The 20,243-nt window shown below is 46.9% G+C and carries 17 protein-coding genes; 13 read left to right on the forward strand and 4 right to left on the reverse strand.

Translation table 11 applies throughout. The annotated features are described in order from the left end of the window. Window positions 1-64: 64 nt before the first annotated feature. Window positions 65-1,438, forward strand: coding sequence for a hypothetical protein (locus tag EOO50_RS04690; protein WP_290838318.1), 1,374 nt, complete (start codon window positions 65-67; stop codon window positions 1,436-1,438). 150 nt (window positions 1,439-1,588) lie between these two features. Continuing rightward, on the forward strand, window positions 1,589-3,562 hold the full coding sequence (locus EOO50_RS04695) for a KUP/HAK/KT family potassium transporter (protein WP_290838319.1): 1,974 nt from the start codon (window positions 1,589-1,591) through the stop codon (window positions 3,560-3,562). Here EOO50_RS04695 and EOO50_RS04700 read toward each other — a convergent pair whose 3' ends face one another. Further along, on the reverse strand, window positions 3,563-4,714 hold the full coding sequence (locus tag EOO50_RS04700; protein ID WP_290838321.1) for a T9SS type A sorting domain-containing protein: 1,152 nt from the start codon (window positions 4,712-4,714) through the stop codon (window positions 3,563-3,565). It abuts the gene before it with no gap. Between the two features lie 135 nt (window positions 4,715-4,849). Between EOO50_RS04700 and EOO50_RS04705 the strand changes: the two genes are divergently transcribed. Both EOO50_RS04705 and EOO50_RS04710 read left to right on the forward strand, forming a co-directional pair. Further along, window positions 4,850-6,064: a methyltransferase domain-containing protein gene (locus tag EOO50_RS04705; protein ID WP_290838322.1), complete on the forward strand. Its 1,215-nt coding sequence runs from the start codon at window positions 4,850-4,852 to the stop codon at window positions 6,062-6,064. Window positions 6,065-6,073: 9 nt separating this feature from the next. Then, window positions 6,074-7,147, forward strand: a complete 1,074-nt coding sequence (locus tag EOO50_RS04710) for an endonuclease (RefSeq protein ID WP_290838323.1) — start codon at window positions 6,074-6,076, stop codon at window positions 7,145-7,147. Window positions 7,148-7,438: 291 nt separating this feature from the next. Here the strand turns inward: EOO50_RS04710 and rho are convergent, their stop codons facing one another. Continuing rightward, window positions 7,439-9,193: a transcription termination factor Rho gene (gene rho, locus EOO50_RS04715; protein ID WP_290838325.1), complete on the reverse strand. Its 1,755-nt coding sequence runs from the start codon at window positions 9,191-9,193 to the stop codon at window positions 7,439-7,441. Window positions 9,194-9,373: 180 nt separating this feature from the next. On the opposite strand from rho, the gene EOO50_RS04720 reads away from it, so the two are divergent. From EOO50_RS04720 to EOO50_RS04735, 4 genes are all read left to right on the forward strand, one after another. Beyond that, entirely contained in the window at window positions 9,374-9,796 is a 423-nt protein-coding gene (locus tag EOO50_RS04720) for a DUF4293 domain-containing protein (RefSeq protein WP_290838326.1), read from the forward strand. Between the two features lie 159 nt (window positions 9,797-9,955). Beyond that, window positions 9,956-10,618 carry a response regulator transcription factor gene (locus EOO50_RS04725; protein ID WP_290838327.1) on the forward strand — a complete coding sequence of 221 codons (663 nt, stop codon included), beginning with the start codon at window positions 9,956-9,958 and terminating at the stop codon, window positions 10,616-10,618. Window positions 10,619-10,628: 10 nt separating this feature from the next. Then, window positions 10,629-10,916: a hypothetical protein gene (locus EOO50_RS04730; protein ID WP_290838328.1), complete on the forward strand. Its 288-nt coding sequence runs from the start codon at window positions 10,629-10,631 to the stop codon at window positions 10,914-10,916. Further along, the gene (locus tag EOO50_RS04735) at window positions 10,909-12,669 is read left to right on the forward strand and encodes a sensor histidine kinase (protein WP_290838329.1); all 1,761 of its coding nucleotides are present in this window, start codon (window positions 10,909-10,911) and stop codon (window positions 12,667-12,669) included. Before EOO50_RS04730 ends, EOO50_RS04735 begins: the two co-directional genes overlap by 8 nt. Here EOO50_RS04735 and EOO50_RS04740 read toward each other — a convergent pair whose 3' ends face one another. After that, window positions 12,670-13,167, reverse strand: a complete 498-nt coding sequence (locus EOO50_RS04740; RefSeq protein ID WP_290838331.1) for a metallophosphoesterase family protein — start codon at window positions 13,165-13,167, stop codon at window positions 12,670-12,672. A gap of 300 nt (window positions 13,168-13,467) precedes the next feature. On the opposite strand from EOO50_RS04740, the gene truA reads away from it, so the two are divergent. The 3 genes from truA (at window position 13,468) to EOO50_RS04755 (ending at window position 16,944) form a co-directional block, all read left to right on the forward strand. Next, window positions 13,468-14,205 (forward strand): tRNA pseudouridine(38-40) synthase TruA, encoded by a 738-nt coding sequence (truA, locus tag EOO50_RS04745; protein ID WP_290838332.1) that lies wholly within the window; start codon window positions 13,468-13,470, stop codon window positions 14,203-14,205. 104 nt (window positions 14,206-14,309) lie between these two features. Beyond that, window positions 14,310-16,067, forward strand: coding sequence for an ABC transporter ATP-binding protein (locus tag EOO50_RS04750; protein ID WP_290838333.1), 1,758 nt, complete (start codon window positions 14,310-14,312; stop codon window positions 16,065-16,067). A gap of 226 nt (window positions 16,068-16,293) precedes the next feature. Then, a complete protein-coding gene (locus tag EOO50_RS04755) occupies window positions 16,294-16,944 on the forward strand; it encodes a DUF2238 domain-containing protein (protein WP_290838335.1) in 651 nt (216 codons plus the stop codon). A gap of 92 nt (window positions 16,945-17,036) precedes the next feature. Here EOO50_RS04755 and EOO50_RS04760 read toward each other — a convergent pair whose 3' ends face one another. Then, a complete protein-coding gene (locus EOO50_RS04760; protein WP_290838336.1) occupies window positions 17,037-17,678 on the reverse strand; it encodes a type II CAAX endopeptidase family protein in 642 nt (213 codons plus the stop codon). Between the two features lie 130 nt (window positions 17,679-17,808). Here EOO50_RS04760 and EOO50_RS04765 point away from each other — a divergent pair, with 130 nt between their 5' ends. After that, a complete protein-coding gene (locus EOO50_RS04765; protein WP_290838338.1) occupies window positions 17,809-18,276 on the forward strand; it encodes a cupin domain-containing protein in 468 nt (155 codons plus the stop codon). 546 nt (window positions 18,277-18,822) lie between these two features. Beyond that, a complete protein-coding gene (gene lpdA, locus EOO50_RS04770; RefSeq protein ID WP_290838339.1) occupies window positions 18,823-20,211 on the forward strand; it encodes a dihydrolipoyl dehydrogenase in 1,389 nt (462 codons plus the stop codon). Window positions 20,212-20,243 lie beyond the last annotated feature (32 nt).

The raw sequence follows: 20,243 nt of genomic DNA on the forward strand, positions 1-20,243 counted from the left end.
AATTCGTGGCACAGTAATTGGATTCCGGCTCCAAGAAATTAGAAAAACGTAAAAAACCACGATTATGAAACCTAGAATTATATCCTCGCTCTTATGTGGTATTTTGTTTACCACAGGTTTATTTGCCCAGGACCGGACAACGGTTACGGCAACAAACTACGACGTAAGTGACAACCTCGACCTTAAAGCGGTAGCATCGATATTCGGTGATTCCCGTGACCTTGAAGATTTCGAGCGTCGACTAAACGACCCCGATCTTCAAATCTCCAACTTAGATTTAAATGGCGACAACGAAGTCGATTATCTCCGGGTAATCGAATCGACCGAAGGCAATACGCGCCTCGTAGTCGTCCAAGCCGTTCTTGACCGCGACGTTTACCAAGACGTAGCCACGATTGAAGTGGAACGCAGCGGAAACGACATCCAGGTTCAAGTCGTCGGTGATACGTTTATGTACGGTCCGAATTATATCTACGAACCTGTTTATGTGACGCGACCTGCTTTCTTTTCGATCTGGTGGGGCGTCGGTTACCATCCGTACGCATCTAACTGGTACTGGGGATATTATCCGAGCTACTGGCACGTTTGGCGCCCGATGCCGGTGTATCGCTACCGCAATCACGTCCATGTCCACGTAAACGTATACAACCAATACAACTATGTAAACGTGAGACGAAGCCGCACCGCAGCAGCACTTTACAGCTCACGACGTGAAAACGGATACGCACAACGTTATCAAGGACGTTCATTCGAACAACGAAACAAGAATGTTTCCAACCGATACGAACTCGACCGCAGCCGCGGAACGCTTGCCCGTAACGAAGGTACGAGAGGAGCGCGTAATGCGGGAACCACTCGCGGCGCCAACACCGGAAGCCGTGAAACCACAAAAAGTGGAACTCGTTCGAAAGAGTATCCGACGAGATCGAATCCAAGAACAGGCACCACGAGAGACAACGTAAAATCGACTGGAACACGCAATGGATCGACTCGGGCGACATCGCCTAGAACAAACGCGACGAGAAGCGATGCGACTAAAACCGGAACACGCGATTATCCGACGCGTAACAACCCGACGACACGCAGCGATGCGAACCGTTCGACAGGAGCACAACGTTCAGCCACGCCGAACCGTGAGATGAATTCGCAACGAAACACACCGAGTCGCGTAGAATCACCACGTCCGGCGACGCAACAACGCGCCGAGCGTCAGTCGGCTCCGCAAGTACAACGTCAGAGCACGCCGCAGGTTCAACGCCAAAGCGCGCCTCAAATGCAAAGACAAAGCGCTCCGCAGATGCAGCGTCAAAGCCAGCCTCAGATGCAAAGACAGAGTGCTCCTCAAATGCAGCGTCAAAGCGCGCCTCAAGCACCACGTCAAAGTGCGCCGCAAGGAGGCGGACAACGCGGTGGTGGCGATGGTGGCGGACGTCGCTAATCACAAATCAAATTTCCCCATATATATTTCCCTTGAAGCATCGCACACAAAGCGATGCTTCTTTTTTTGCGCCCCATTAAAAAAAAAGCATCTACAACGCGTAATGTCGTTAATAGTCATAACTTTGCTGCTTTATGTTTTGATGATATCATGAGTTCACAGCATCACGGCCTTCACAATAAGCTTACGTTCGCGGGCTTGTTGATTACCTTAGGGATAATTTACGGCGACATTGGGACTTCCCCGCTTTATGTAATGAAAGCCATAATCGGTGAACACGCCATCAACAGGGATGTCGTTCTCGGTGGGATTTCGTGCATCTTCTGGACGCTCACACTACAAACCACGATCAAATACGTCATCATCACGCTAAGCGCCGACAACCACGGAGAAGGTGGAATTTTCGCGTTGTATGCGCTGGTAAGGCGGACCAAAGTCAAATGGCTGATCGTTCCCGCCATAATCGGAGGTAGCGCATTGCTTGCCGACGGTATCATCACGCCTCCGATCTCGGTCTCATCGGCAGTTGAAGGTCTGAGTACGTTCTATCCTGAAATCAATACCGTTCCCATCGTAATCGCGATATTGATCGTCCTGTTTACCATACAGCAGTTCGGAACAAAACTCGTAGGGAAATTTTTTGCTCCGATGATGTTGATCTGGTTTGGCATGCTCGGCATTTTAGGCGTTCTGCAAATCGGTTCGAACATAGAAGTATTCAAGGCGTTGAACCCATATTACGCCTATCATTTACTGACAATCCATCCCGAAGGATTCTACGTGCTTGGTTTCGTATTCCTTTGTACGACAGGTGCCGAGGCTTTATATTCGGACATGGGACATTGCGGGCGCAAAAACATCAGGATCAGTTGGATATTCGTTAAAACCGCACTGGTACTGAACTATTTCGGACAAGCCGCATATCTGATCCAACACGAAGGACAGACGCTTCAAGCGCTCGGCGGCGAATTCGGTAACCCGTTTTATCTTATAATGGCCGACTGGTTCAAACCTTTCGGTATCATGATCGCCACAATGGCGGCCGTAATCGCGTCACAGGCGCTTATCAGCGGGTCGTTCACATTGATAAATGAAGCGATGCGTTTAAGCTTCTGGCCGAAAGTAAAAATCAAATATCCTACGGAATTGAAAGGACAGCTTTACATTCCATCGATAAACTGGTTGCTACTTTGGGGTTGCATCGGGATCGTATTGCATTTCAAGGAATCGAAAAACATGGAAGCCGCATACGGTCTGGCCATCGTTTTGTGTATGATCATGACCACGATCCTGCTCAATTACTACATGATTTTGAAACGCGTTCCCTGGTATATTTTTTCGCCTATCATCACCGTTTATCTATTGATAGAAGGCAGTTTCCTTTGGGCGAACCTCGACAAATTTCCGCACGGAGGTTACGTTTCGGTGTTGATTACTTGTTTGCTCATCGGCGTCATGGCAACATGGAACAAGGCCAAGAAAATCAGCAAGAACTACACGAAATTCGTCAAGATCGAGGATTACAAAAAAGTATTGGCCGAACTCAGCGTCGATCTGTCGATACCTAAGTACGCGACGCATCTGGTGTATATGACAAACGCGGGCCGCACCGACGAAATCGAAGAAAAAGTGATGATTTCGATTCTACAAAAACGTCCGAAACGCGCCGACTTGTACTGGCTCGTACACGTAAACATCGTAAATGAACCCTATCGCGCCGAATATCGCGTAACTGAAATCATCAAGGACGACCTGTTCCGGATCGACTTCAATCTTGGCTTCCGCGAACCGACCAAAATCAACCTGATGTTCCGCGAAGTGCTCCGCGACATGGTGCAAAAAGGCGAGGTCGACGTAACGAGCCGTTATGAATCTTTGAATCGGAACAGCATCATCGGCGACTTTAAATTCGTACTTTCAGAGAAGTTCCTTTCAAACGATTCTGATTTGAGATTCGACGAAAAGGTCATCATGAACACGTACTTCGCGCTCAAGAAATTCAGTTTGTCTGAAGAGAAAGCGTTCGGTTTGGATTCAAGTTCTGTCAAGGTCGAGAAATTCCCGCTCGTGCTCCATGCGCCCGAAAAAATTGCTCTTACACGAGTTTACAAAAACAAGGAATAACTATTTCTTGACGATTTTTCCCGATTGATTTCCCGAGGTTGAAGTCACTCGATACACATAAACTCCCTGCGGCAAAAAGTCAAGATTTAGGCGTTGCGACGTTTCGATGCGCACCGATAGCAACTTGCGTCCGAATAAATCGAACAACTCCAGGTTTCCCGAACCTTGCATTTCAACCGTGAGCATGTCCGAAACCGGATTCGGCGACAGTTTAATTTTCCTTTCCCCGATTGCGGCGACCGACAATTCCTCGCATTGTTCACACGTCCTGAGGAAGGAAACGGCATCGTCGGATTCTATGAGATCATTGAACGCACTACCCGATTGACAATCGTTGTTCAAATTCGCACGCAACCACGGCACGATGTAATCCGCGATAACCTGATGTTGCTCATCGCGCGAAATATCTGGACCCGGCGAACACGTAGCTTCCCCGATCTGGCACAGCAAATTGAAATCCGACATTTGGCAATGGCTCGCGCCCGTAATATTCACGTACGTCTTGCAACCGCTCGCAAGCGAAGTATACATCGGCAATTGATTCGTCGACGGCGGTGTCACGCAATCGTTCGAACCCGCGATCACGAGTGCCGGAACATTCAAAGTCGCGGCGGCAGTAATCGCCGACGGATTCGTTTCGGCCGGAGCCAAAACAGCGAGCGCGGTGATCGACGTATTTTGCTGCATGCCGATAAAAGCCGCGCCTCCGCCCATACTGTGGCCCATCAACGCGCTTGTCGAGGAAAGTCGATTGAAGAAAATTGACGAAGCGTCCTGGTTCAGCGATTGCATCCGCGCGATGCAGAACGCGAGATCTTTTCCGAATTCCGCGTGAGATGGAGCTATTCCGCCCTCGGTCTTCGGGAAAACCATCACGAAACCATTGGGAACCAACGTCTGCCAAATGTTTTCATACGCGTCCCAACCCATCACGAATCCATGGCCGAAAGCGATGGTCGCGAATTGCGCATCGGTTGCCACGGGAACGTTGTTGCCGGCAGTTGTCGCCGGGTAGTAAATTTCAACGGGAATACTGCGGTTATTGCGCGAAGCGTCCGTAAAAGTCGATGAAAGATGCCCGACCGGATAGTTTTGGGCGAAGGTGCTAATCGACAGAAATAACGATATCAGCAAGAGTAATTTTGTTTTCATGGTGTTTGTATTTGTCACCATCTAAGTTACAGTCAATTACGTTACGTTCGACACGTGTTAACATCTGCAAAACATTTGTTTAAGCTCAATAGCAATCATTATTTTTGTACTACCTTTGCCGCTCAATTTCCATAAATGAGATTACACAGAAACCTGGTTTACACAACCATCGACTCGCTTAACGCCATTTTTAACGAGGGTGAATACGCTGACAAAGTCGTAGCACGCGCACTTAAAAAAGACAAACGTTGGGGAAGTTCCGACCGCAAGTTCGTAGCCGAAACAATTTATGAAATCGTACGCTGGAAAAGGCTTTACGCCGAAATCGCGCAGGTGAAAGAACCGTTCGACCGCGACTCCATCTGGCGCATGTTCGGAGTTTGGGCCGTGTTGCGCGGTTATCCGATCCCCGATTGGCGACAACTCGACGGAACGCCCGAACGCAAGATCAAAGGCCGTTTCGATGAACTTTCGAAAATCAGGAAATACAAGGAATCCATTCCCGATTGGATGGACGAACTCGGCGTCAAAGAACTTGGAGAAGAGAAATGGGCCAAGGAAATCCACGCGCAGAACGAACCGGCAAAGGTTATATTGCGCGTCAACACCTTGAAGACGACGCGTGAAAAATTGCGCGCCATCCTGATGGATCTCAACATCGAGACCGAATTCCTTAAAGATCAACCCGATGCCTTGGTATTGAAAGAACGCGCCAATGTATTCCTGACCGACGCGTTCAAGGACGGATTTTTCGAAGTCCAGGACGCGAGTTCTCAGCTCGTCGCGCCTTTCCTCGACGTTCAACCCGGAATGCGCGTCGTCGATGCGTGCGCCGGAGCCGGAGGAAAAACGCTTCACATGGCGTCGCTCATGGAAAACAAAGGGCAATTGATCGCGATGGACTTGTACGAAAGCAAACTCAAACAATTGAAGTTGCGCGCAAAACGAAACAGCGCGTTCAACATCGAATACCGCATCATCGACTCGACGAAGGTCATCAAAAAATTGCATGAAAAAGCCGACCGTGTCTTGATCGACGCGCCTTGCAGCGGATTGGGCGTATTGAAACGCAATCCCGATGCGAAGTGGAAATTGCAACCGGAATTCATCGATAACATCCGCAAGGTACAAGGCGAAGTGCTCGAGAATTATTCAAAAATGGTAAAACCTGGCGGAAAGCTCGTGTACGCGACGTGTTCGGTGTTACCATCTGAAAATCAGGAACAAATACAGAAATTCTTAACATCGGAAACCGGCAAAAAATTTACCTTTGTGCAGGATTCCAAGATACTCGCCTCCGAATCGGGTTTCGACGGTTTCTACATGGCATTACTTGAACGCAAACAATAAATTACCCCAATGAAGAAGATTTACGCTATGGCAGCGTTGGCATTGCACTTTTTTGCCTTCGCACAGGATGGAGCGCCCGCTCAGCCTTATTACGGAAGTTTCAACTTTACTTCCCAATCGGGAATGACGTTAAAGAACGCGTTGGCGACGCTTGTGACGAACAAACACACAAATAACTTGACTTATTCGCAGGTCTGGGACGCACTTAAAAACACCGATCTCGATCCATCGAATTCGAATAACGTATTGCTCGTCTACGGGTGGGAAAACGGTTCCGACTCGAATTTGACGAACGACCGCTCGCGCAACAAGAACAGCAACGGAGGAAACAACGGCGAATGGAATCGCGAGCACACCTATGCCCAAGCATTGGGAAATCCTGACCTTGGACAAACGGGACCGGGTGCCGACGCTCACCATTTGCGTGCCTCGGACGTACAGAGAAACAACACACGCGGTAACTTGAAATATGCCGCAGGTTCAGGAGTCGCATCGGGCGCGTCGAATGGCGGCTGGTATCCCGGCGATGAATGGAAAGGCGACGTAGCGCGTATGATGATGTATATGTATTTGCGATATGGCGACCAATGTTTGCCGACTGTAATCGGTATCGGAAATTCAGTGCAAAGCGACCAGGACATGATCGATTTGTTCCTGCAATGGAACGCCGATGATCCGGTTTCGCCTTATGAGGACAACCGAAATACCTATTTGGGAAGTACGACGAACACCTACCGACAGGGAAATCGCAACCCGTTTATCGACAACCCATATTTGGCGACGTTGATCTGGGGCGGGCCTGTGGCACAGAATCGTTGGCCATCACTTGGCACGGCCGATTTTGCTTGGGTTTCTACGGTAACCGTGTATCCGAATCCGGCTCACGATCGCATCAATATCAGCAGCGACCGCGATCTGCAAGATATCGAGGTGATTTCGGTAAATGGTCAGGTTGTCCGACACATCGACCATCCGACATTCTCAAACCAGGAATTCACGATAGAGAACCTTCCGAACGGATTTTATTTGATTAAGCTTTCTACGGGCGAGCAATCGATTGTTAAGAAAGTGATTGTGAATTAATTGACAATGGATAATTGACAATTGATAATTGATAATTGACAATGGATAATTGACAATGGATAATTGTTCGATATATAAGAAATCCCGGCGTTTTGCTGGGATTTTTATTTTTATATAATCGACAATTCGGTTTTCCTAAAAGTTTGGGTAAAATAACCAATAACAGTTGGCTGCGGAAATCTTTATACATTGTCAGCACTAAAATGATAAAGAGAATACCCACAAAAAAATCCCGGCCTAATCGAACCGGGATTTTTTTTAATCTATACAACAATTGTCAATTGTCAATTATCAATTATTCATCGAAATCAAAAACTCATCATTATTACGCGTCTTTTTAAAACGGTCGTTGATGAAATCCATCGCTTCGACAGGATTCATGTCGCTCAGATATTTGCGCATGATCCACATTCTTTGGAGCGTCGCCTCGTCGAGAAGCAAATCGTCGCGTCGGGTGCTCGAGGACATCAAATCGATCGCAGGGAAAATACGCTTGTTTGCGATCTTGCGGTCGAGCTGCAATTCCATGTTACCGGTTCCTTTGAATTCCTCGAAGATGACTTCGTCCATTTTCGAACCTGTTTCGGTAAGCGCAGTTGCGATGATACTAAGCGATCCGCCATTCTCGACGTTACGCGCAGCCCCGAAGAAACGCTTCGGTTTCTGCAAAGCGTTCGCGTCGACACCACCTGAAAGGACCTTTCCCGATGCAGGCTGAACGGTATTGTAAGCTCTCGCCAAACGCGTGATCGAATCCAAAAGGATGACGACGTCGTGACCACATTCCACTAAACGTTTCGCTTTTTCAAGCACGATGTTCGCGATTTTCACGTGTTCCTGAGGCTCGCGGTCGAACGTAGAGGCGATGACTTCACCACGTACGCTGCGTTGCATGTCGGTAACTTCTTCAGGACGTTCGTCGATCAACAGCACCAATAAGTAAGCTTCAGGGTGATTCGCCGCGATCGCGTTCGCTACGTCTTTCAACAACATCGTCTTACCCGTTTTGGGCTGGGCGACGATCATACCGCGCTGTCCTTTCCCGATCGGGGAAAACAGGTCGATGATTCGTGTCGATATGGTACTTTGCTTTTCAGCCAGTTTGAATTTCTCGGTCGGGAAAACCGGGGTCAGGTGTTCGAACGAAATACGGTCACGCACGATTTGCGGGTCGTGTCCGTTGATTTTCAAAACACGCACTAACGGGAAGAACTTCTCTCCTTCTTTTGGCGGACGCACGACTCCTTTTACGGTATCTCCGGTTTTGAGTCCGAAAAGTCGGATCTGCGAAGTCGAGAGATAAATATCATCAGGCGACGCAAGGTAATTGTAGTCGGATGAACGCAAAAACCCATAACCGTCAGGCATCATTTCCAGAACGCCTTCGCTTTCGATGATGCCGTCAAATTCATAATCGGCGTCACGGAAATTCGTGGTTTTCTTGTCCTTGAATTTATTTGAGTTCTGGTTTTGGTTGTGATTCCCGTTTTGGTTTCCGTTTTGGTTTCCATTGCCATTCCCATTTTGGTTTTGGTTCTGGTTCCTGTTGTTTTGGTTCGGATTCTGGTTCGGATTCTGATTTTGCCTGTGCTGCGGCTTTTCCTGTACCGGTTCGGCTGCCGTGGCGACTTCTTCAGAAACGGCCTGAGGTTTGTATTCGGCTTGAGGCGCTTGCTGGTTGTCGGCAGCGACCTTTCCCGGACTATTTTCGAAATTTTTCTTGAACGGCTTGCGGCCTCTCTTTTCCTGTTGGTTGTCGCGAGGTTGTTCTTCGCGCACGATTTCCTGTACGGGTTCGGGTACGAAAGCCATTTCGGTTTGCTTCTCAGCGGTGGGTTCCGGCCTGTTGTCGCCTTTTATACGGGCTCTTTTCTGCTTTTCGCCTTGCGGCTCCGAAGCGGCTTCTTTGGGGTTTGCGGCCTCGTGATCCAGGATCTGATAAACAAGTGCGTCTTTCTTAACCCCGTTGAATTTAAGCTTTCGCTCTTTGGCAAGTTCCTGAAGCTGGGGCAGCTTCATGTCTTTTAATAGGGAAATATCTAACATGAATGAAAGATGGGATTAAATTGGGATGGATTGCAGTAAAAAATGGGTGGTGTTACTTTTTAGATGTGCCGTAGTGTGAAGTACTTACGGTTATGTCATGCAATATTACGAATAAAAATGTTTCTTGCAATAGTAATTATCAAAAAGAAAAATTATTTTTGTGGCACTAAAAAATCAAGGATGCTTCAAAGAATCCAGACTGTATACCTGATACTCGCACTTGTGGTGAGCGGTGCCTTGCCTTTCTTTTTCCCTTTATGGACCGAGAAAAGCGAAACGGCCGAGGTAGCGGTTTATTTTATGCAGGTCCCGACATACACGATTATTTTCGGGTTGTCGGTAACGCTTGCGCTTTTGTCCATCCTTACGTACAAAAAAAGACAACAGCAGTTTGTAATCAACAGACTGAATATGATATTAAATTTAATTTTGTTAGGGTTGTTCCTATACCGGTCGCTAATTGTATCTGGAGACGCGCCAGCCGTGTCTGAGAAAGGTATTGGGATGTTTCTTCCTATCTTATCTATCGTTTTTCTTGTTCTCGCGAACAAGGCCATAAAGAAGGATGAAGATCTCGTAAAATCTGTTGACCGTTTGCGATGACCCGATGAAACTTAGTTTATTTTAGTGCGAAGAAAAACCCGAATCATGTTCGGGTTTTTTTATGAAACCCCTGAATTTAGGGAGAAGCCAAATATCCCCATATTTAGGGATATGAAAGCATAAATAAATACGTTAGATTTGAAAGGCAATTCCAAGCAAATGAACTCCAAGATCAAGATTTACCTGGCCGATGACCACCAGTTGCTCATCGATGGCATGCTTGCCGTGCTTAAGACCAATCCGTCATTCGAGGTCGTCGGATTCTCGTTGAACGGCGTGAATCTCATAGAAAACGCTTTAGAAAAGTCGGCCGATATTCTCGTAATGGATATCAACATGCCTGAAAAAGACGGTCTTGAAGTGTTGCGGGAGTTGTCGGGCAAAGAACCTCCATTCAAAATAATAATCCTTTCGAGTTACGACGACCTGAAATTGGTCCGCGAAGTCATGAAACTCGGCGCTTCGGGTTACCTTACGAAACAATGCGCCGGTGAAAATATTGTCGAGGCGATAAAAGTCGTACACGATGGCGAGGAATATTTCTGCAAGACCGTCAGTGAAAAAATCTTCAGCACATTCGCAAAGAACAATCCAAAAGTCAATACGCAAACGTCGGCGTTTTCTACGAACCTTACCGATCGCGAGCTTGACATCATTAGATTGATTTCGCTTGAATACAGTGGGAAACAAATCAGCGAGGAACTTTTCATAAGCCAGCATACAGTTGAGAGCCATCGCAAAAACCTCATGAAGAAACTCGATGCGAAGACCACCGTCGGGCTCGTGAAGTACGCGATCAAACACAACCTAGTAAACCTTTAACACCAAACATATGTCAAGCTATCCTTATCTCGGAACGTATGGTTTAACTACGACCGACAATATTACTTTTACGATGGCGTTCAGTATTCCGTCGAATTGCAACTATGCGAGCAGCGGTTCCGCGGGCGTCTACTGGATTACCATTAACCTTAATCCAGGAGAAACCCAACCTTCGACGGTATTTGCAATGGAACAGGAAAATTATGCGTGTGTAAACAATTCGCTTACCGTGTCGTTTGACCAGCCAACTACGGGCGGGAGGCGATTGAAAAAACCGGTTGCCAGCGTAAATGAATAACCGACAACCCGTATGGCCGCTTTTACTGGCGGCCTTCGTTATTTCTTTGAGCGGCTACTCCCAGAAAAAGAATAGCGGCGTGGATTCGGTTGCCTATTATATAGAGGAACTTCTTTTCGCGAAAGGGCTCAAACTTGCCGAGCCCCAAGTTCAAACGTTGCTGGCTGAGAAAAAATATAAGCTTTACACTGAACGAACTGTTCAAATATCCGAAATTTATTATGGCTTGGGTGATAACGGAAAGTCTTTGGACTATCTTTTTACCGCGCTCAAAATTCTGCAAAAGCAAGCACAAAGTCGCAATGAGATCACCATTCTAAGGCAGATCGGAAACTTATATTCCCGCATGCAGCATAATGATCGGGCGCTGCGATATTTCCGTTCGGCTCTCAGGAAAGCCCGAGAAATAAAGCACGACAGCCTTGCCGAATCATTCAACCAATCGTTTTTCAAAGTGCATTTTGACATGGAAAGCGACAGTATTGAATTCTTTGTAAAAAAAACCATGCTTTTCGCAAAGACGACCGAATCACCCGTCAATCTTTACAAAGCGTACAACAATTATTTCGTCTATTACCAGACGCTTAAAAACACCGATCTCGAAAAAAAATATATCGATTCAAGCGAACATTACGCAAAATTGCTTAAATCGACTGATTTCATCCGAACAACGCTAACGAATAAAGCCGGCTATTACTACGATCTCGATGACTATTTGTCGGCGAAGAAAACGTACGATGAGATGTTCCGCATAAATAAGAACGACACTTTAAACATCGAAGTCGGATATGCGTATTATACATATGCCGACATCTTATTTCGTTTGGGCGATTACAAAAACGCGTACATGTACGCCGACAAAGCGGCGAATAACTTCGATTATAACTACAATGAACGACTCACCAAAAAAGTCGCCGATATCGCGGCCAGTTACCGCATTTCCAACCTCGTGAAAACACAAAATCTTGAAAGAGAGCAATTCGCCCGCAACCATTCACGAAACCGGTTAGTCCAAATAATCCTGGTCGCGGTTTTCTTGCTTACGATAATCGTATTTTATTTCTTCTATCAAAACACTGCGCTCAAACAAAAAAGCAAACTGCAGAACGTACAAAGCAAAATGCAGCAAAGCTTGCTTACCGCGACATTGGACGCACAGGAAGCTGAGCGCAAAAAAATAGCCTCGGTGCTTCACGACAACATCAGCGCCTTGCTTTCGTCGGCGGGATTGCAGCTTACGGCATTCGCATCGGGACAGGAAAGCAAGTCGGATGAAATCGTCAAAACACGCAATATCCTAAAAGAAGCCCACGACAAAGTCCGCGACCTTTCACATGAACTCGTTCCGACGTTGCTCGCGAAGTTCGGACTAGCCTACGCGATACAGGATTTGTGTGAGAAAAATTCGAATAAAAACATTGTGTTCGATTGTGAAATCAGCGGTTCGATAAAGCGATACGATGAAGATTTCGAGATGAAGATCTATTTTATCGTGAGCGAATTGCTCAACAACGTCATGAAACACAGCCAAGCTACGAAGGCGACGATAACATTGAACGCGAACTCGGAGTTGTCGGTTGCCGTGGAAGACAACGGCAAAGGTTTCGAAACCGGAAAATCAAATGAGAACGAAGGTTTCGGGCTTACACAAATCAGGGCGCGAATAAACGGCCTTGGCGGAAAATTCACCGTAACATCAAAGCCAAACCAAGGAACGACCGCACAATTTAACGTGCCGATCATTTTCAAATAGTCAGGCGCGTTTTCCCAATTCGACGATTTCCATATCGCGGATGTTATCGCCGTCGATCACGAAACGCAACATCGTCCTGACCTGATGGAAGCCGCTTTTTCCGGCCGCTCCGGGATTCAGGTGCAGCAACCCGAGCTTCTTGTCGAACATCACTTTCAAGATGTGCGAATGTCCGCAGATGAAAACTTTGGGCGGATTCGCTTTAAGTTCCTGTCGAAGTTCAGGATTGTATTTGTCGGGATAACCGCCGATATGCGTGATCCAGATGTCGACATTTTCACACATGAACCGATTGTGCAACGGGAATTCCATGCGCGCTTTGTCTCCGTCGATGTTGCCGTAAACCGCTCGTAACGGTTTCAGTTCTTTCAACGTGTCAGTCACCGCTAGATTTCCGATGTCGCCCGCATGCCAAACCTCGTCGGCCTGGGAAACATATTTTAATATTACGTCATCGATATGCCCGTGCGTATCCGACAATAAAAGTATTTTCTTCATTTTTGAACTGTTGGTGTAAAAGTACGACGTCTTGGGCATAGTCGAAAGTCGAAAGTCGAAAGTTGAAAGTCGAAAGTTGAAAGTGGACAGTCGAAAGCGGAAAGATAATCGCTGCGACAAGTCAAAAATTAAATTATCAACCCAACCGAATTAACATTTCCTTGCCAAAACCCAAATCTCCGCTTTCCCATAATTGCGTATCTTTGAAATCGATTTCAACCAACAGCGATTCGCTCCGTGTCAACGCGGCGTTTCCCAAGCGCGGCGTTTTCCAAGCGGGGCGTTTTTAAACTACAAGCCTTGCGTTACTTCATACAATTCGCCTACAACGGAACCGACTACCACGGCTGGCAAGCCCAACCCGATGCCAAAAGCGTTCAGGAAACCTTGCAGAAAGCCTTGTCGTTATTGTTGGGCGAAAATCTTGAAATCGTTGGGGCGGGCCGAACCGACGCGGGAGTTCATGCTAAAAAAATGTTTGCGCATTTCGATTCCGATGTTTTTTTTGAGACCCCGAAATTGATTCATCGGCTGAATTCATTTTTACCGAATGATATCGCGGTACACGATATAATTCCCGTAGCCGACGACGCCCACGCCAGATTCGACGCAACGCAACGCACATACGAATATCACATCCACACAAAAAAAGAAGTTTTTCTCGAAAACCTGAGTTGTTATTATCAAAACGAGCTCGACCTCGAAATGATGAATCTGGCCGCGCGACAATTGTTGTTGCACGATGATTTTGAATGTTTCTCGAAAACGAACACCGACGTGAATACGTTCATTTGCAAAATCTCGCACGCCGAATGGACGCAAATTGGCGACCGATTGATTTTCACGATTTCGGCCGATCGTTTTTTGCGCAATATGGTGCGAGCGATCGTCGGAACGTTGATACAGGTCGGTTTGGGAAAAACATCGCTTTCTGATTTCGAGGCGATAATTGAAAGTAAGAACCGTTCGCGGGCGGGGTTTTCGGTGCCGGCGAGAGGTTTGTATCTCATTGAGGTGAAATATGATTATTTAAAATGACCGATGCCAACCCTTAAAGGGTTTGAAACCCTTTAAGGGTTCAAAAATAAAAAAGTTCAAAACAAAGCAACTACACAAAAACCACAAAAAAACATAAAACCTGAATGAAAGCAAAAGCATTCGATACGCGCCTCTTCAAGCGCATTTTAGAATACACCAAACCGTACAAGCCCAGGTTTTACGGCGTAATTGCGTTCGCGGTTTCCCTTTCGGTTTTCTCGGCATTGCGTCCGTATCTACTCAAATTCACGGTCGACGACTACATCGGCAAACACGATCCGCGAGGACTTTTGTACTATATCGTATTGATGGCGATCGTGCTCATTCTCGAAGTCATGTCGCAATTTTATTTCGTCTATTGGGCGAATTGGCTCGGTCAGGATATCATCAAGGACATCCGAAACAAATTGTTCAAACACTTATTAAGTTTCCGGATGCGGTATTTCGACAATGCACCGGTCGGACAATTGGTTACGCGCTCCGTTTCGGACATCGAACAAATCGCGAGAATCTTCAGCCAGGGATTGTTCATGATCATTTCAGACTTGATGAAAATGGTCGCCGCGCTCGGCATCATGTTCGTGATGAACTGGAAATTGTCGTGGATCCCGATTTTGGCCATGCCGATTTTGGTGTATGTGACGCGCGTATTCCAACGTAAAATGCAACTCGCGTTCGAGGAAGTACGGACGCAAGTCGCGAACATGAACACATTCGTCCAGGAACGCGTCACAGGCATGAAAATCGTGCAACTTTTCAATCGCGAAGATATCGAGGCCGAAAAATTCCGCGACATCAACGACAAACACCGACACGCGTGGATCAAGACGATTCTGTACAACTCCATCTTCTTCCCCATCGCCGACATCATTTCGTCATTCACATTGGGTGTCGTCGTTTGGTACGGCAGCCGACTGATTTTGGGCGGAGACAGCGAAACGAGTTTCGGGGATCTGGTCACGTACACGATGTTTATCGGCATGTTGTTCAACCCGTTGCGACAGATCGCCGACAAATTCAACGAGATGCAAATGGGTATGATCTCAGCGAATCGCGTGTTCGAGATTTTGGATTCGACGACCGACGTCCAGCAAACCGGAAATCTCAAAGCGCCCCATTTTAAGGGCGACATCCAATTCAAGAACGTGCGTTTCAGCTATACTGAAAAAGAAGAAGTCATAAAAGGCATCGATTTGAACGTGCAACCCGGCGATACGGTTGCGATCGTAGGTTCGACGGGTGCCGGAAAATCGACAATCATCAACCTGCTCAACCGTTTCTACGAAATCGACAGTGGCAGTATTTCAGTCGATGGACGCGACATCAAAGAATACGAACTCGATTCGCTGCGCAAGCAGATCGCGATCGTGCTGCAGGACGTTTTTCTTTTCGCCGACACCATCCTGAACAACATCACGTTACAGAATCCTGACATTTCGCGCGACGACGTGGTCAATGCCGCCAAACAAATCGGCGTACACGATTTCATCATGAGTTTGCCGCACGGATACGATTATAACGTGAAGGAACGAGGCGTGATGCTGTCGTCAGGACAACGACAATTGATCGCGTTCTTGCGCGCCTACGTAAGCAATCCCGCGATTTTGATCTTGGACGAAGCGACGTCATCGGTCGATACCTATACTGAAGAACTCATCCAGCGCGCCACCGATACGATCACGCGCGGCCGGACTTCGATCGTCATCGCACACCGATTGGCGACCGTCGTAAACGCAAGCAAGATTGTCGTGATGGACAAGGGTTTGATCGTCGAGGAAGGCACGCATCAGGAATTGCTGAACCGCAGCGAAGGTTTTTACAGGAATTTGTACTTTTCGCAGTTTTTGGTTGAGAAGAATTGAGGTTTAAGTGGTTAATTGTTTAACTGGTTAATCTTTAATCGGTTAATTGGTTGGTGGCATCCGTTACATTTTAAGACTCGTTGGTCTTAACACAGATAGAAACCCAATCGTAAACGGCAGACATTTTATACAACTAACCAGCTAAACGATCAAACGGTTAACCAATTTCTTATATTAGCACCACACGAGGCCAAAAAGGCCGAACTGATGAAATAAACAAACATCCATGGCGTTTACGATCGCGATTTCCCATCACCGAACCAACTTCAAACAAAACCGCTGGCTTCAAGCCTTTATCACGTTTTTCACGATCTGCTGGATCAATTCGTACATCGGGAACACTGACGTCGCGAACTGGTTTATTGAAAACACGCTCACGTTTATCTTCGTTCTGTTTCTCGTTTTCTCGTACCGACGATACAAATTCAGCGACCTGAGTTACTTACTCGTTTGCGTTTATTTGTGCCTTCACGTGTACGGATCGAAGTATACGTATGCCGAAAATCCGTTCGGGTATTGGCTAAAAGATGCATTGGATTTACCCAGAAACCACTACGACCGCATCGTCCACTTCAGTTTCGGGTTCCTGCTCGCCTACCCGATGCGCGAAATGTTCCTCAAATGGTTCAAGTTCCCATCTTGGGTCGCCTGGATGTTACCCATCGAAATCACGTTGTCGATCAGCGGATTCTATGAACTCATCGAATGGGCAGTCGCCGACGTATTCTTCAAAGCACAAGGCGATGCGTATTTAGGAACGCAAGGCGACGTCTGGGACGCGCAAAAAGACATTGCGTTGGCATTTTCGGGCGCCATCATTGCGACTACGATCGTGTCTTTGGTGAAGAAAATCGGGAAGATCCATGAACCGCAGTAGTTGCTCAATTGATTTTTGTTCATTTGTTCATTTGAGTCGATGCTCTCTGCCGGAGACACGAATCTTGCACTCTGAACCTTGCACCATCCAACCTATCCAAAATAAGAAAGCATCCCAAAATAAGCCAACGTCAAAAAGAACGTGTCAACCAATCCGTGTACCAGAATGTTGATCCAGATGTTGCGCCATTTCACGTAGATCGCAGCGAAAGCCAATCCGAAAATGAACGTCACCGCGATTCCCGTCGGGCCTTGGCTGTAATGCGGAAGCGCGAACAACAACGCCGAAATTGGAACATTTATCCACGGATTTTTCCCGACAATCTTCTCAAGTTGCAAGATCGAAAAAGCGCGAAACAGCAATTCTTCGCCTATCGCGGCACTAATCCACATGAATCCCAAGTATTTGAAGTATTGTGCCGATTTGCCTTCGAGGAAAGAAAAAGCGGAATAATCGGCGGGTTCGTTGAACAAGATCGATAATTCGGGCTGCACGAGAAAATCCATCGTCAATTCGATACACGCAAAAAGAATCAACACGATCGCGAAGTCTTTAAACGTAAACTTTTTTAATCCCAAAACTCGAAAGTTGTTGTACTGTAAATACGTGATCAAAAAAACCACCGCGATCACGACAATCATCGTAAACGGAAACTTCGTATATGGATTGAAAACAAAGGCGAACGCTATCGCCAACGACAACAAAGCGCCAATACGCGTGGAGAGGAATGACATGATTATGATTTGATTGATTGGACATAAGACCTCTTTTAAAACGCTTTGTTACAACTAACTTCAAATTTTTGATGTTGTAACAAAATCAGAATACCAAAGTCTTACCGACTCAATCATTAAATCAAAAATCATGACTTCACAAGACGAAGCGGCTGCCGGCGTGGCCGCAATCAAGATCGTGCGCGCAGGGCACGGAAACCAATTGAACGTTTTGGGCGATTCCCAAACCATTAAAATCTCAGGTAAGGAAACCAACGGAAAATTCACCGTGATCGAAAATTTCAACGAACCCGGAATCGGGATTCCGATGCACGTTCACGAGAACGAGGACGAAATTTTCCACATCATCGAAGGCGAAATGGAATTCACGCTTGAGAATGAGACGCGCATCCTTAAAAAAGGCGATATGATTTTCCTGCCGAGGAAGGTGCCGCACGCGTTCAAATGCATCGGAAACCACAAAACGAAAGCGGTCGTGACGGTCGTGCCGTCGGGAATTGAGGATATGTTCAAGTCGCTCAGCGAACTTCCGGTCGGGCCACCGGATTTTGAGAATGTGATGCGGATTTGTGGCGAGTTTGGGATTCGGTTTGTTTAGTCGGAATGTCGAATGTCGAAAGTCGAAGGACTGGTGTTTTGTGTAAGACGAACGATGAAAGACGAATGACGAAGGACAGGCGTTTTGGGTAAGACGAATGACGAAGGACTAACGTTCGCGGTAAATCGGACGACTAGCCCCGATTGCAGCGGATAGCCTTTCACTGAAAAAAATAAAGGTTTTGTTGCGCATAAAGAGCGACCGACGGAAGCTCCTTTAGGCGTTTACAAAACCTGATTTTTTTGTGAAAGCTATGAGCGGAAGGCGGGATAAGCTTAATAAAAAATAGTCGAAAGTCGAAAGTGGAAAGTCGAAAAGTCTTAGAGGCTGACGCTTTGAGTAAGACGAAATATCCAGTTCCGATCAAAGCAAATAAACTCGATTACAAAAATCCGGCAATTGTCGCGAAAGCTATTACAGAAATGGGAATCGCTTTCACAAAAAAACCGAATATCATCGTTAACCGACTCCTCGCCTTTACGACTTTTTGACTTTCGACTTTCGACTAAATTCCGTAATTTCGTAACCGAAAATTTAAAGACAACCATGAAATACGACATTATAGTTCTAGGAAGCGGCCCGGGCGGCTACGTTGCTGCGATTCGCGCTTCTCAACTCGGTTTCAAGACCGCGATCATCGAAAAGGAAAACCTTGGCGGAATTTGCTTGAACTGGGGCTGTATCCCGACGAAAGCTTTGCTTAAATCGGCACAGGTTTTCGATTATTTGAAACACGCTTCTGACTACGGATTGACCATCACGGCTTTCGACAAAGATTTCGGCGCGGTCGTAAAACGCTCACGTGGCGTGGCTGAAGGCATGAGCAAAGGGATTGATTTCCTCATGAAGAAAAATAAGATCGACGTGATTAAAGGCTACGGGAAATTGAAACCGGGCAAGAAAGTCGACGTCAAGGCCGAAGACGGAACTTCTACCGAATATTCAGCCGACCATATCATTATCGCGACCGGAGCGCGTTCCAGAGAACTTCCAAACCTGCCGCAAGACGGGAAAAAAGTGATCGGTTACCGCCAGGCGATGAACTTGCCCGAGCAGCCGAAATCGATGATCGTAGTCGGTTCAGGTGCGATCGGCGTTGAGTTCGCGCACTTTTACAATTCAATGGGAACCGATGTCACGATCGTGGAATTCATGCCGAACGTCGTTCCCGTCGAGGACGAAGATATCTCGAAACAATTCGAGCGTTCGCTTAAGAAAAACGGTATTAAAGTAATGACGAATTCGTCGGTTGAGAGAATCGACACGACCGGAACCGGTGTGAAAGCGTTCGTAAAAACGGCTAAAGGCGAAGAGGTTTTGGAAGCCGATGTGTTGCTTTCGGCTGTCGGAATCAAGACCAACATCGAAAACATCGGATTGGAAGAAGTCGGCATCGCGACTGACCGAGATAAAATTTTGGTGAATGACTGGTACCAAACCAACATTCCGGGTTATTATGCGATCGGCGATGTCGTTCCGGGCCAGGCTTTGGCGCACGTCGCGTCGGCCGAAGGAATTACGTGTGTCGAGAAAATCAAAGGTTTGCATGTCGACAAGATTGATTACGGAAACATTCCGGGTTGTACATACGCGTCGCCTGAGATCGCTTCGGTCGGTATGACTGAAAAGCAAGCGAAGGAAAAAGGATACGAACTCAAAATCGGGAAATTCCCGTTTACGGCATCCGGAAAAGCGAAAGCCGCGGGAACGCCCGACGGTTTCGTGAAGGTGATTTTCGACGCGAAATACGGCGAATGGCTTGGTTGCCATATGATCGGTGCCGGAGTTACCGACATGATCGCCGAAGCAGTCGTGGCGCGCAAACTTGAAACTACGGGCCATGAGATCATCAAGTCGGTTCACCCGCATCCGACGATGAGCGAAGCGGTTATGGAAGCAGCGGCTGATGCTTATGGTGAAGTAATTCACTTATAGTGGTGAAGTGCTGAAATGCTTGGTGCTTGAGT

It is taken from the genome of Flavobacterium sp., from assembly GCF_004211145.1.
Lineage (GTDB): Bacteria > Bacteroidota > Bacteroidia > Flavobacteriales > Flavobacteriaceae > Flavobacterium.